We start from the raw sequence: 13689 nt of genomic DNA, 5'->3' as shown, positions 1-13689 counted from the left end.
GCGCGTCAAGCCCCCTTGGCCGGCGAGGGCAGTGGGTGTGCCGAGGACCTATTATCCAAGCAAATTTAGATAGTTAGTCAGGCCCGGCCATAGACATCGTCGTAGCGGACGATATCGTCCTCGCCCAAATAGCTGCCAGATTGCACTTCGATCAGTTCGACAGGAACCTTCCCTGGGTTGCGCAGACGATGGCGGCTGCCCAGGGGCAGGTACGTGCTCTGGTTCTCGGCAAGGAGGAATACCTTGTCGTCGCACGTCACTTCGGCCACGCCCTTGACGACAATCCAGTGCTCGGCGCGATGGTGATGCATCTGGAGGCTAAGCGCCGCGCCGGGCTTGACCACGATGCGCTTTACCTGGAAGCGATCACCCGATTCAAGCGAATCGTAACTACCCCAGGGGCGCCGCACGACGCGGTGCAGTTCGTGCTCGCTGCGGTCGGCCGCTTTCAACGCGTCGACGATCTTCTTGACGTCCTGGGAGGCATCCCGGCGTGCGACGAGCGTTGCGTCCGGCGTCGTGACGACGACGATGTTGTCGAGCCCGACGGTGGCGACGAGGTGGCGGTCGTGCGAGCGTACCAGTGAACTGCGGGTATCCAGCGCGATAACGTCCCCTTCGAGCCGGTTGTCGTTGGCATCGCGCTCCGTGGAAAGCCACAGGGCCTCCCACGACCCGACGTCGCTCCAGCCGCAACTGACGGGAACGACCGCGGCACGCGTGGTCTTTTCCATCACCGCGTAGTCGATCGAGTCGCTAGGGGCGGCACTGAAGGCGTGGGCATCGAGCCGGACAAAATCGAGGTCGGTATTAGCCGATTCGAACGCAGCACGCGCCGCGTCCAGCATGGCGGGCGCATGCGTGCCGAGTTCCTCGAGGTAACGTGAAGCCCGGAACATGAACATGCCCGAATTCCAGTCGAAGTTGTTCGACGCGACGTAACGTTCCGCGACGTCAAGCTGCGGCTTCTCGACAAACTGGTTGATGCGGAAGGCGTGGTCGCCGAGCACTTCGCCGCGCTGGATGTAGCCAAAACCGGTTTCGGCGCGATCCGGGCGAATACCGAAGGTAACCAGCCAACCATCGCGTGCAAGCGGAAGTGCGTGGGCGACGGCGCCAGCGAACAATGCGTCATCGCCAATCAGGTGGTCGGACGGCAGGACGAGGAGGACGGCATCGGGATCGCGTGCGATAGCTTGCAGCGCGCCGACCGCGATGGCCGGCGCCGTGTTACGCGCCATCGGCTCGAGAAGGATGCTTGCACCCGATACCTTGAGCTCCTGGAGCTGCTCGGCGGCAAGGAAGCGGTGTTCATCTGACGCGACCACGATGGGCGCCGCCGAATCCGGAAGCAACAGGGAGCGCTTCACCGTCTGCTGGAACAGGGTGTCATCCGACGTCAGCGAAAGGAACTGCTTGGGCAGGTTCTTACGGGAGACCGGCCAGAGACGAGTCCCGCTGCCGCCGCTCAGGATAAGGGGGATAAGCATGAAAATTCCGTTTAGATCAGTGGTTTAATGGTATCTAGCACGTGTTGCAGCTGGCTTTCCCAGTCCGGCATGCGGCGGGAAAACACGCTTTCGAATCGCGAAGAGTCAAGCACCGAGTATGCCGGACGACGCGCAGGCGTAGGGTATTCCGCCGTTGTGATCGGCTCGACGGTCGGCGCACGTAACAGGATACCGCGCTTGACGGCACCGCGGATAATCGCCTCGGTAAAGCCGTACCACGTCGTTTCGCCCGCAGCCACCACGTGAAAAAGGCCTTCGAGCGCCGGCCTGTCGTGGGCCGGGCGGCTCGTCCAGGCGCCTGTTGCCGTGATTATCGCGTCCGCCAGAAGGCTGGCTGGCGTGGGGCTGCCGCGTTGGTCGGCGACGATGCGTACCTGGTCTCGTTCATCAGCGAGCCTCAGCACCGTTTGCAAGAACGAAGGGCCATCGGCCGAGTACAGCCATGCTGTCCGCAGGATCATATGGGCGGCGCCGCTGGCCACCAGCGCCTGCTCCCCGGCAAGTTTCGTACGTCCGTAAGCGTTCTGCGGGGCGGGCACATCAGATTCGAGATACGGCCGCTTCGACGCGCCATCGAAGACGTAATCGGTCGAGACATGCACGACCAGCGCCTCGTGCCTGCTCGCCCATTCCCCAAGGACCTGCACGGCATCGGCGTTGATCCGCGCCGCTAGTTCTTCATTCGATTCCGCGGCGTCCACGGCCGTCCAGGCCGATGCGTTGACGATGACATCCGGGCGGGAGTCGTCGAGAAGGCGTCGTAACGCGAGCGGATCGGTCGCATCTACGCCGAGCCTTCCACCCTCAACGTGGCGGTCCGCGTCGATCCAGGCTGGGGCGCTGGCGCCTCGCGCCGCCTGGAGGGCGCGGCCCAGTTGGCCAGCCGAGCCCAGGAGCAGCGTCGTCATGGCGCGTAGATGGGCAAGTCGCGAGGCGAGAGCTCGGCCAGCGTCGGTGCGCGCGCGTCCTTGGCAGAGAGTGACGGCGCAGAAACAGGCCAGTCGATGGCAAGCGTTGGGTCGTCCCAGGCGATCGCACGATCGGCCGTTGGGTCATACAGGGCCGTGCACTGGTAAAGGAAGGTGGCGGACTCGCTGGTTACGCAGAAGCCATGGGCGAAACCTTCGGGAATCCAGAGTTGACGATGGTTCCGCGCAGTCAGCATGACGGCCGTCCACCGGCCATGGGTTGGAGACCCCGTCCGGATATCCACGGCGACATCGAAAACATCGCCGTCGAGGACGGTCACCAGCTTCCCCTGTGGGCCCGGCAGTTGGTAGTGCAGGCCACGTAGGACGCCGCGCGTGGATTTCGACACGTTCGTTTGCACGAAGGATGACCCGACCCCGGCATCGGCATAGCGCCGGGCGTGGTGGCTCTCGAAGAAAAAGCCGCGACCATCGGCGTGGACGCGGGGCTCGATGACGAGCACCCCTGGCAGCGATGTTTCGCTAACCTTCACGACGAGACTCCGCGGGCCACGTCGCGCAAATAGTGGCCATAGGCGTTCTTCCCAAGCATGCTGGCAAGCGCGGTGAGCTGCTCGGCGTCAATCCAGCCGTTGTGGAACGCGATTTCCTCCACAGCGGCGACCTTGAGCCCCTGGCGTTTCTCAAGCGTCTGGATATACATGCCGGCGTCCATCAGGGAATCGTGCGTGCCGGTATCGAGCCACGCAAGGCCGCGCCCCAACTTCTCAAGGCGCAACGTGCCTTCGCCAAGGTAGAACCGGTTCAAGTCGGTGATCTCGAGTTCACCACGCAAGGACGGTCGAAGCTCCGCGGCGATATCCGGGGCCCGGCCGTCGTAGAAGTAGAGCCCCGTGATCGCATACGACGAGGGCGGGTCGATCGGCTTTTCCTGGATGTCGACAAGGTGCCCATCCGCGTCGAACGCCGCGACACCGTATCGTTCAGGGTCGCTGACCCGGTAGCCGAATACCGTTGCACCCTCACGCGATACCGTTGCGCGCTCGAGATGCTCTTTCATGCCCCCACCGTGGAAGATGTTGTCGCCGAGCACGAGGCCGCATGGCGCGCCGGCGAGGAATTCCTTTCCGATCAGGAGTGCCTGGGCCAAGCCATCCGGTGAGGGTTGGATGGCATATGAAATGCTCATTCCCAGCTGGGAGCCGTCGCCGAGCAGGCGCTGGAACAGCGGCTGCTCGTGGGGCGTATTGATCACCAGGACATCGCGGATGCCCGCTTGCATCAAGGTGGATAGCGGGTAGTAGATCAACGGCTTGTCGTACACAGGGAGAAGTTGCTTGCTTACCCCCAGGGTCACTGGATAAAGGCGGGTGCCGGACCCGCCCGCCAGGATGATGCCTTTATTGATCATGCGCCAAGTCGTTCCAGTTGATAGCTACCATCGATCACCCGCTCGACCCACCCACGGTTCGCAAGGTACCAGCTAACCGTGCTCTCCAATCCCGTTTCGAACGTGTGCCGAGGCGCCCACCCAAGTTCGTTCCCGATGCGGGTGGCATCGATGGCATAGCGTCGATCATGGCCGGGTCGGTCGGCTACGAAACTTATGAGTGCCTCGTAGGGGCCAGCAGGACGCGGCGCGATGCGGTCGAGGATGCCGCAGACCAACTGGACGACATCCAGGTTGGTCCGCTCGGCGTTCCCGCCCACGTTGTACGTTCGCCCCGGCATGCCGCGCTGGAGCACGGCAAGGATGGCCTCCACGTGGTCGGCCACGTACAGCCAGTCGCGAACGTTGCCGCCATCGCCGTACACCGGCAGCGGTTGCCCGCCAAGGGCTCGGTTGATGACGAGCGGGATGAGCTTTTCCGGGAACTGGTAGGGCCCGTAGTTGTTCGAGCAGTTCGTCGTGAGTACCGGGAGCCCGTACGTATGGTGGAAAGCACGCACTAGATGGTCTGATGCGGCTTTGGAAGCGGCATAAGGTGAATTCGGTGCGAAAGCCGTGGCCTCGGTGAACCGGCCATCGTGCCCGAGCGAGCCGTAGACCTCGTCGGTGGAGACATGGACGAACCTGAACGAAGCGGCGGCCTTGGCACCAAGGCCGCGCCAGTAGGCCAGCGTGGCTTCCAGGAGGCCAAGCGTGCCAACCACGTTGGTCTGCACGAAAGCCGCTGGGCCGTCGATCGAACGGTCGACATGCGACTCGGCGGCGAAATTGAGCACGGCCGTGGGCGCGTGGGTCGCAAGCAGGGATGCGACGAGCGCCCGGTCGCCAATGTCCCCGTGTTCGAAAATGTGCCCAGGGTCAGCGCCCAGGCTCGACAGCGTCTCAAGGTTTCCCGCGTAGGTCAGCTTGTCGAGGTTGACAATGCGGTAGCCGAGCTTCCTGGCCGCCAGCACGAAGTTGCCGCCAATGAAGCCTGCCCCCCCCGTTACCAGTAACGTCGGTATGCTTGACAGAATCATGGGGGGACTCGCCTATGACAATGGTTCAGGTAACCCGGGGCCGGGTCTCGAGGGCATGGATCATGCCCTGTCTGGCCTGACGCTACCACCCGCATGGTCGGCGCGTCTCAGCCTTCGCGAGATAACTGGTATCCAGCCGCTCGTCGTCCGAGACATCTTTTCGTTAGGCAGCTTGAGGGCGGCAACGCTAAGATACGACGTTTTGGCTCGCCGAGGATTTTCCAATGGGTAATATCATGTTGAGGAAGCAGCGCGCAAAAGGCCAGCTCTCCCTCGCAACCCGGGTCATCCACGCGGGGCAGGCACCGGATCCGTCCACGGGCGCGATCATGACTCCCATATACGCAACGTCGACGTATGTGCAGCCGAGCCCCGGGGTGCACAAGGGTTATGAGTACTCGCGCACGCGAAACCCTACGCGCGGCGCCTACGAGCGCTGCATCGCCGACCTCGAGGGCGGCGATGCAGGTTTCGCCTTTGCGTCGGGGCTCGCCGCCGCCGCCACTGTGCTCGACATGCTCGACTCGGGTAGCCATGTCATTGCCATGGATGACCTCTACGGCGGCACCTACCGCCTGTTCGAGCGCGTCCGTCGGCGTTCGGCGGGGCTCGATTTCGACTTTGTCGACCTCAACGACACGGCCGCACTGCGCGCGGCGCTGAAGCCCACCACCAAGATGATCTGGGCTGAAACGCCGACCAATCCCATGCTTAAGCTCGTTGACCTCGGCAAGGTCGCAGCGTTTGCACGCAAGCATGGGCTGATCCTGGTGGTCGACAACACGTTCTGCTCGCCTATCCTGCAGCGGCCGATCGAATGGGGTGCCGACATCGTCCTGCACTCCGCCACGAAGTACCTGAACGGTCATTCCGACATGGTGGGTGGCATCGTGGTCACCGCCCGCGCCGACTTGTCGGAACAGATGGCGTTCCTGCAGAACTCGGTCGGCGCGGTATCCGGCCCGTTCGATTCGTTCCTTGCCTTGCGCGGCTTGAAAACCCTGGCACTCCGCATGAAGGCCCATGTCGAAGGCGCTGGCGAAATCGCGCGTTGGCTCGAAGCCCAGCCGGCGATCACGAAGGTCATCTACCCAGGGCTCCGCTCGCACCCGCAGCACGCGCTTGCCCGGCGCCAGATGGCTGGGGCGGGCGGCATCATTTCCGTCGAAGTGCGAGGGGGCCTTCGCAAGGCGCGGTCGGTACTCGAACGTTGCAACCTGTTTGCCCTTGCCGAATCGCTCGGTGGTGTCGAAAGCCTCATTGAGCATCCCGCCCTCATGACGCATGCATCGGTGCCGGTCGCCAACCGCAAGCGCCTCGGTATCTCGGATGGCCTCATCCGGCTCTCGGTCGGCGTCGAGTCGCCAACCGATCTCATCGCTGAACTGGCGGGGGCGCTGGGTCGCTAACGACCCAGCCATGCCGCCAGGCCAGCAACGAACGCACCACACATGCTCCATAGCCGCTGTGCGGCGGCGCCAGCCCTAAGCCGGCGCGTACAAGGGATCTGACTCATGCAGAAATTGTTCAAGGCGGTATGGATGTACCGTCACTTCATAGCATCGTCCATCCGGAATGACCTGCGCATGCGCTTTGCGCGCAGCAAGCTGGGCGGTCTGTGGATGATTCTCCAGCCGCTTGCACAGGTGGCCATCTACGCCGTCGTGCTCTCCAGGGTCATGGGCAGCCGCCTCCCGGGCACGACCAACGAATATGCCTATGTGATCTACCTGATTGCCGGCATGGTGGCGTGGTCGCTGTTCGCGGAAACGGTCAGCCGTTGCCTCACCATCTTCGTGGACAACGGCAACCTCTTGAAGAAGATTGTCTTCCCTCGCATCAGCCTGCCATTGATCGTGGCGGGCTCCGCGCTTACCAGCAACCTCCTGCTCCTTCTTGCGGCGGTCGGCGTGTTCCTTCTGGTCGGCCACGCGCCCACTTGGCAAATGGCATGGCTGCTCATCCTCATTCCCGTGAACATGGCGTTTTCCGTCGGCCTTGGCCTCATCCTCGGCATCCTCAACGTGTTTGTCCGTGACGTGGGCCAGGTGATGGTTGTCGTGCTCCAGCTTTGGTTCTGGATGACCCCCATCGTCTACATGCCGTCGATCCTGCCGGGGCCGTTCCGCACGGTCATCGAGTGCAACCCGATGTATTACATCGCCTCGGGCTTCCAGGACGTCATGCTGTATGGGACGGCACCTCCGCTCGAGAACGTCGGATATGTCGCCGTTGCCGCGGTTGTCATGCTGGCACTGGCGCTGGCCATGTTCCGTCGCGCCAATGCCGAAATGGTAGACGTGCTATGAGCCCGGTACTGAAGGTCAGCCGTGTCGGCAAAGCGTTCCAGGAGTACGCGAGTGAGCTGCAACGCTTCGCGAACTGGTTTGGGCTCGTGATCCGCCCCGCGTCCCAGCACTGGGTGCTGCGGGATGTCTCGTTCTCTGTCGCTCCGGGCGAAGCCGTCGGCATCATCGGCCAGAATGGCGCTGGCAAGAGCACTTTGTTGAAAATGATCACGGGGACCCTGCCGCCCACGGAGGGCTCCGTGGAAGTCGTTGGGCGGATATCGGCCATCCTGGAGCTCGGCATGGGATTCAACCCCGAACTGACCGGCCGCCAGAACGTATACCACTCGGCCGGCCTGATGGGATTCGACCGGCAACAGATCACCTGCGCTATCCACGAGATCGAAGCGTTTGCGGAGATCGGCGAGTATTTCGACCAGGCTGTCAGAACGTATTCCAGCGGCATGCAGATGCGCGTCGCGTTTGCCGTGGCGACCGCGTTCCGGCCAGCCATCCTCATCGTCGACGAGGCACTTTCCGTAGGCGATGCCTATTTCCAGCATAAGTGCTTTGAGAGGATACGAAGCTTCCAGAAGGAAGGAACCACGCTTCTCATTGTGTCGCACGACAACTCCGCGGTTCAGGCCCTATGTGATCGTGCCGTGCTGCTGGACCGGGGCCACCTCATCAAGGACGGCGCGCCGTCGGAAGTCATCGACTTCTACAACGCGCTCATCGCAGAGAAGGAAAATGCGACGGTGTCGGTGAATCAGCTCGACGGCGATGGGGCAGTGCAAACCATTTCCGGTACTGGCGAGGCCGTTGTCGGTGAAATTTCACTCCACGATGAGAATGGCGACCCCGTTGAATTCATCAACGTGGGCGCGCCGGTCGAACTCAGGGTGAAGGTGCGCATCGCCAAGGACATACCGCGCCTGGTCTTCGGTTACATGCTCAAGGATCGGTTTGGCAAACAGATGTTCGGTACAAACACGTACCACACCGACCAGGTGGAGTCTGACCTGGTAGCAGGGTCGGAGGTGGTGTTCAGTACCAGCTTCAACGCAAACCTCGGCGCGGGTAGCTACTCGGTGTCCACGGCGCTAGTTAGCACTGATACGCACCTCGTCGATAACTTTGAGTGGCGCGACCTTGCCCTCGTCTTTACCGTGAGCAATTTCGACAAACCTTACTTCGTGGGTAGCAACTGGATGCCGCCCGTCTTCAAGGTGACAAAGTGACTTTCATTTCTTTTGCACAGAACGCCGAAGATGTCATCTTGTACCGTGCCCTTCGTCATGTGGAGAACGGCTTCTACATTGATATCGGCGCGCAGGATCCCGTTACCGATTCGGTAACGAGGGCGTTTTATGATCGCGGTTGGCACGGCATCAATGTCGAGCCCGTTCCGCGGTGGTTCAAACGACTGGAAGAAGACCGCCCGCGTGACGTAAACATCCAGGCGATCGTCGCTGATGCCCGGGGTGTGGAAACCATCCGTGAGGTTGATGGCACAGGGCTGTCGACGGTTGATGAAGCGATTGCCGAACAGCATCTCCGGGAGGGGCATGTTATTCGGGAGTTCGAGGTTCGGCAGCTCACCCTCGACGACATCTGCCGGGAACACGGCGTCACGACGATTCATTTCCTGAAAGTGGATGTGGAGGGCCACGAGGCCAAGGTGCTTGCTGGCGCGGCATTCCAGGAGTTTCGCCCGTGGATCGCATTGGTCGAAGCTACGGCACCGAATTCCCAGGTTGAAACGCACCACGCCTGGGAACCGCGGCTCCTCGCGCACAATTACACGTTCGTCTACGCCGATGGCCTCAACCGGTTCTATGTCGCCAACGAGAAACTGGACGACCTGAAGGACGCATTCCGGTATCCGCCGAACTTCTTTGACGACTACGAGCGGATGGCCGTCAACTGGTTGCGCCAGCACGCGCAGCGGCTGCAGAGTGAGCTGGACGAGGCAGAGCGGGGATTGGACCGCTGGCTGTTGCGCGGCGCCGCAACGCCTGGCGACGAACACGAGATGCTTCTCGCGCTTCGTGCACGCTACCGTCGGTCGCGCGCCGATTGCCGGGTTCTGCAGCACCAGGCCCGGGTCCAGGAGGCCGAACTCAACCGATTGCAAGGGGAGCGAGGCGAGCTCGCCGAGGCGGGTCGCTCGGTGCGGCGATACAGGATGCAGTTGTTCGCCGCCGAGGCGAAGCTGGTCGAGAAGACCACCCGCCTCGAGGCCAAGGACAAGGAAGTGGCGGAGCTTGCGGAACGCGTATCCACCCTGTCTGCGCACGCACAATGGCTGGAAGAGCACAGGCTCGCCGGCTTGGCCGAGGCGCACGAATGGAAGGCTCAGCTCGACTCGATCCTGCTGAGCTCGTCCTGGCGCATCACCCGGCCGTTGCGCGTCGCGCGGCGCATGTTGTCGAACCCGCAGGCCCATGGCGGGCGTTTGCACCTCGCAAAGCGGGTGTCTGGTGCCAGCCTGCGTGTCGCGGCACGCCTGCCTGGCGCTCGCCGTCTGGCTGCGGCCGTTCTGAGGCGCCTGCCAAGCGTGCGTCAACGCCTGTTAGACTTGCGGGATTTGGACGCGAATGCGAGCCCAGCGCCCGGTGTGACGCCAGGACCGGCGACGGCTTTGTCGCCAGCCGCCATGTTGTATTCGCAAGCATTGGATAGCGCCAGTCGTCGAACTGGCAAGCCTACCGAGGGGGTAAGGTGAGGATCCTGATTGACCTGCAGGCGTGCCAGAACGATAACCGCTTTCGCGGGATTGGGCGGTACAGTCTGGCGCTCGCGAAGGCCCTGTGCCGTCGCGACGACGGCCACGAATACTGGCTGGCCTTCAGTGCGGCGCTCCCGGAAACGGGTGCTGCGCTCATGGACGAGTTTTCTGCCATCGTGCCGCGCGAGCGCATGGTTTCCTGGCACATGCCGGCCCCTGTTCGTGCCAACGACCCCGCGAACGCCTGGCGCGCTGATACGGGTTCCGTGTTGCGTGAGGCCGTGCTTGCCTCGGTCAAGGCGGACGTCTTGCTCGTATGCAGCATGTTCGATGGCTTCATCGACGATACGGTTACGTCTACGTCGTTGATCGACAACGGTATCACGCGAACCGTCGCGGTCGTCTACGACCTTATTCCCCTTATCTACGAGAGTCGCTATCTCAAGGACGATGTCGTGCGGCGGTGGTACTACCGCAAGCTGGCCGCCCTCACCTCAGCCGATGGCTGGCTTGGTATCTCCAAGCATGCGCGGCAGGAGGCGATCGATTCCGCAGGCATCGATCCCCTGCGGTCATACAACATTTCGGCGGCGGCAGACGAGCGATTCCGTCCGCGGTTATATGACGAGTACGCACGGCAGCGGCTGCTGAAGCCGTATGGGATCGTGCGCCCGTTCGTGATGTACACCGGTGGGCTGGACGAGCGGAAGAACGTCCACTCGCTTGCCTTGGCCTTCGCGCGCCTGCCCCACGAGGTGCGGCGTGCACACCAGCTTGTGTTCGTCGGCAAGGCGAGCAAGGGCGAGCTTGAATGGCTCGCGGAGGCCGCCTCGGTCGCTGGCCTCGAAGAGGGTGAGGTCGTCGTCACCGGGTACATCGAGGACAACGACCTAGTTGATTTCTACAACCACGCCAGCGTTTTCGTGTTCCCGTCGTGGCACGAGGGATTCGGCCTCCCGCCGCTTGAGGCCATGGCGTGTGGCACGGCAGCCATTGGCAGCCGTACCACAAGTATCCCCGAGGTTATCGGCCGCGACGATGCCATGTTCGATCCGCGTGACATCGGCGAGATGTCAGGTCTTATCCATCGCGTGCTCGTCGATGACGACTTCCGGCAGGATCTCGAGCGCTGGGGCATAGAGCGAGCGGGTGGTTTTTCCTGGGATACGACGGCTGCGCGCGCGGTCGAGGCGATGGAATCCGTGGCGAAGCAGGGGGCGAGCGCCGCTCGCTCCGCATCGGGGGCCGCACCGTGGCGCCGTAAACCGCGGATGGCGATGGTCACGCCGCTGCCCCCGGGCCGCAGCGGCATCGCCGACTACGCAGCGCAACTCATCCCGGCCTTGGCGCGATACTACGAGATCGATGTCATCACCCCGCAGGATGACGTCCAGGCAACCTGGATCGCCGCCAACTGTGGCATCAGGAACGTCGGCTGGTTTGAAGCCCATGCCCATGAATATGACCGCATCGTCTACCAGTTCGGCAATTCGACGTTCCACACCCACATGTTCGACCTGCTGCCGCGCTTCCCGGGCGTGGTCGTCTTGCACGACTTCTTCCTGAGCAGCATCGCGGCCTACCTCGAAATATCAGGCGAGCGGCCAGGTTGGTGGACGCGCGCACTCTACCAGTCGCATGGCTACCCGGCGCTCATGGTGCGCGACAGCGCGGCCACGCCGCAGGATGCGATGGACGCGTTCCCGTGCAACCTGGATGTGCTCCAGGCGGCTCGTGGACTCATCGTGCATTCCCGTACGGCGATTGGCATGGCCAGCCAATGGTACGGGAAGGACGATGCCGACCATTGGGACAACATCCCGTTGTTGCGCGCTCCGCCGAACGAAGATTCGCGCCGCATCGCCCGTGAGAAACTCGGTTTGCTGGACGACGACCTGCTGGTCTGCTCGTTCGGCATCCTGGCCTACACTAAGCTGAACGAGCGGCTGATGGAGGCGTGGAATGCCTCTGACCTGGCGGGTAACGCTCACTGCAAGCTGGTGTTCGTAGGTGACTCCCCCAATGTCGCGTACACCGCGCTCCTTGAGCGCCTGATGGAGGGCGGTACTGGCATCATGATCACGGGCCACGTCGATGCCGCGGATTACGCAACCTATCTGGCTGCGGCTGACATCGGCGTACAGCTGCGCAGCCATTCGCGTGGCGAGACATCGGCAGCCGTGCTCGATTGCATGGTCAACGGCATCGCGACAATCGTCAACGCGCACGGCAGCATGGCGGAGTTTTCGAGCGATGAAGCCTTCGTGCTTGATGACAAGTTCGCACTGGGCGACTTGGTCCGTGCTTTGGAGATGCTCGCGTCGGATGCCGGCCTTCGCTCGCAGATTGGCAGCCGCGCACGCACGGTCCTCACCACGGGGCACGCGCCAAAGGCCGTGGCGGCCCGGTATCACGACGCGATCGAGCGATTCCACCATGCGGGCCGGTCCGGCGCGCAGCGTTCACTGCTCGAGTCCCTCGCCGGTATCGACAGGCCCGGTGGCGTCGACGCCCGTGACATCGGCGCGTTGGCTTCGGCCCTGGCGCGCAACCATCCGCCAGCGTTCCGCAAGAGAACGTTGCTGGTCGATGTATCTGTTACGGCCAACGACGATCTCAAGACGGGCATTGAGCGCGTCGTCCGGAGCGTTGCCCTTGAATTGCTGAAAGGCGCAGCGGGCGACTGGCGCGTCGAGCCCGTCCGCGCCAGTGGTGGCGGCTACGTCTATGCGCATGCCTATACGTGCGACCTCCTTGGCTTGCCACCGACAGGCATACCGGACCTGCCGATCGACATCGCCGCCGGAGATATCTTCCTGGGCCTGGACCTTGCCCAGATGGCGCTGCCGCAGACCGTGGTCGAGCTGGAGCGGTTCCGCCTGGCTGGGGTCGCGTGCCACTTCGTGGTCTACGATATGCTGCCCTTGCTCCATCCAACGTTTTTCCCCGATTGGCTGGAGCCGATCTTCAAAAAATGGTTGGAAACGGCGGTGCGCGTTGCCGATGGCCTTTGGTGCATCTCGGACGCCGTGGCAGGCGAGGTAGTGTCCATGTTGGATCAGCTCCAGCCGACGCGTGGGCGACCTTTGCCGGTTGGGTCGTTCCCCCTGGGTTCGGATATCGCCTCCAGCGCCCCATCGGAAGGCATTCCGGCCGATGACGCGGCTAGGTTGGCGCTACTGCCCTCCGCACCGCTTTTCCTGATGGTGGGTACCGTGGAGCCGCGCAAGGGCCACATCCAGGTACTCGATGCGTTCGAGGCCTTGTGGCGTCATGGTGTCGATGCGCAGCTCGTGGTCGTCGGCAAGCAAGGCTGGATGACGGAAGCCTTTGTCGAGCGCACCAAGGCCCTCGCGGACCAAGGCGAGCAGCGTATCCATTGGTTCGGTCGCGCATCGGATGAGCTTCTCGCGGCGCTGTACGCGAGAGCCGACGTGCTGGTGGCGGCGTCGTTCGGCGAGGGTTATGGCCTGCCGCTCATTGAAGCTGCAGAACACGGCCTGCCTGTCATAGCGCGGGATATTCCGGTATTTCGTGAGGTGGGTGGCGAAAGTGCGTACTATTTCTCAGCCGAGGATGGTGAGGAACTGTCGCGGGCCTTGCGCGAATGGCTAAGCCTGCACGCGCAGGGTAGCGCGCCCGATAGTTCCCGCGTCGCCGGGAAAACATGGAAGGCAAGTGCCTCGCAGCTGGTCCGCAATGTGCTTCGGATGCGCTCGTCGCGCACTTGGCACCCTGCGACCAAGCACTAGTGATGGCAT

At 62.8% G+C, this 13689-nt stretch carries 10 protein-coding genes; 5 read left to right on the top strand and 5 right to left on the bottom strand.

The window, feature by feature from the left end; translation table 11 throughout:
* Positions 1–77 precede the first annotated feature (77 nt).
* From VI08_RS13425 to rfbB, 5 genes are read right to left on the bottom strand one after another with little or no spacing between them, the layout of a single operon-like run.
* Positions 78–1490: a mannose-1-phosphate guanylyltransferase/mannose-6-phosphate isomerase gene (locus VI08_RS13425; RefSeq protein WP_045830100.1), complete on the bottom strand. Its 1413-nt coding sequence runs from the start codon at positions 1488–1490 to the stop codon at positions 78–80.
* Between the two features lie 11 nt (positions 1491–1501).
* On the bottom strand, positions 1502–2419 hold the full coding sequence (gene rfbD, locus VI08_RS13420) for a dTDP-4-dehydrorhamnose reductase (RefSeq protein WP_045830099.1): 918 nt from the start codon (positions 2417–2419) through the stop codon (positions 1502–1504).
* Positions 2416–2973 (bottom strand): dTDP-4-dehydrorhamnose 3,5-epimerase, encoded by a 558-nt coding sequence (gene rfbC / locus VI08_RS13415; protein ID WP_045830098.1) that lies wholly within the window; start codon positions 2971–2973, stop codon positions 2416–2418. Before rfbC ends, rfbD begins: the two co-directional genes overlap by 4 nt.
* Positions 2970–3851 (bottom strand): glucose-1-phosphate thymidylyltransferase RfbA, encoded by an 882-nt coding sequence (gene rfbA, locus VI08_RS13410; RefSeq protein WP_045830097.1) that lies wholly within the window; start codon positions 3849–3851, stop codon positions 2970–2972. Before rfbA ends, rfbC begins: the two co-directional genes overlap by 4 nt.
* Positions 3848–4894 carry a dTDP-glucose 4,6-dehydratase gene (gene rfbB / locus VI08_RS13405; protein ID WP_045830130.1) on the bottom strand — a complete coding sequence of 349 codons (1047 nt, stop codon included), beginning with the start codon at positions 4892–4894 and terminating at the stop codon, positions 3848–3850. Before rfbB ends, rfbA begins: the two co-directional genes overlap by 4 nt.
* Positions 4895–5133: 239 nt before the next feature.
* Here rfbB and VI08_RS13400 point away from each other — a divergent pair, with 239 nt between their 5' ends.
* From VI08_RS13400 to VI08_RS13380, 5 genes are all read left to right on the top strand, one after another.
* Positions 5134–6318, top strand: coding sequence for a PLP-dependent aspartate aminotransferase family protein (locus VI08_RS13400; protein WP_157006752.1), 1185 nt, complete (start codon positions 5134–5136; stop codon positions 6316–6318).
* A 105-nt stretch (positions 6319–6423) separates the two neighbouring features.
* Entirely contained in the window at positions 6424–7218 is a 795-nt protein-coding gene (locus VI08_RS13395) for an ABC transporter permease (protein ID WP_045830096.1), read from the top strand.
* Positions 7215–8438 carry an ABC transporter ATP-binding protein gene (locus tag VI08_RS13390; RefSeq protein WP_045830095.1) on the top strand — a complete coding sequence of 408 codons (1224 nt, stop codon included), beginning with the start codon at positions 7215–7217 and terminating at the stop codon, positions 8436–8438. Before VI08_RS13395 ends, VI08_RS13390 begins: the two co-directional genes overlap by 4 nt.
* On the top strand, positions 8435–9925 hold the full coding sequence (locus VI08_RS20940; RefSeq protein ID WP_052697910.1) for an FkbM family methyltransferase: 1491 nt from the start codon (positions 8435–8437) through the stop codon (positions 9923–9925). The genes VI08_RS13390 and VI08_RS20940 overlap by 4 nt, the downstream gene beginning before the upstream one ends.
* Entirely contained in the window at positions 9922–13680 is a 3759-nt protein-coding gene (locus VI08_RS13380; protein WP_045830094.1) for a glycosyltransferase, read from the top strand. The genes VI08_RS20940 and VI08_RS13380 overlap by 4 nt, the downstream gene beginning before the upstream one ends.
* Positions 13681–13689: the final 9 nt, after the last annotated feature.

The sequence above is a fragment of the Luteibacter yeojuensis genome, assembly GCF_000964085.1.
GTDB classification, from domain to species: domain Bacteria; phylum Pseudomonadota; class Gammaproteobacteria; order Xanthomonadales; family Rhodanobacteraceae; genus Luteibacter; species Luteibacter yeojuensis_A.
Note: the sequence above shows the minus strand (reverse complement) of the source record. Positions and strands in the feature narration are given on the sequence as shown.

What these genes read in the sequence shown, in the direction of transcription:
- VI08_RS13425 (WP_045830100.1), bottom strand. Translation starts at nt 1,490, where the DNA reads ATGCTTATCCCCCTTATCCTGAGCGGCGGCAGCGGGACTCGTCTCTGG.
- rfbD (WP_045830099.1), bottom strand. Translation starts at nt 2,419, where the DNA reads ATGACGACGCTGCTCCTGGGCTCGGCTGGCCAACTGGGCCGCGCCCTC.
- rfbA (WP_045830097.1), bottom strand. Translation starts at nt 3,851, where the DNA reads ATGATCAATAAAGGCATCATCCTGGCGGGCGGGTCCGGCACCCGCCTT.
- VI08_RS13400 (WP_157006752.1), top strand. Translation starts at nt 5,134, where the DNA reads ATGGGTAATATCATGTTGAGGAAGCAGCGCGCAAAAGGCCAGCTCTCC.
- VI08_RS13395 (WP_045830096.1), top strand. Translation starts at nt 6,424, where the DNA reads ATGCAGAAATTGTTCAAGGCGGTATGGATGTACCGTCACTTCATAGCA.
- VI08_RS13390 (WP_045830095.1), top strand. Translation starts at nt 7,215, where the DNA reads ATGAGCCCGGTACTGAAGGTCAGCCGTGTCGGCAAAGCGTTCCAGGAG.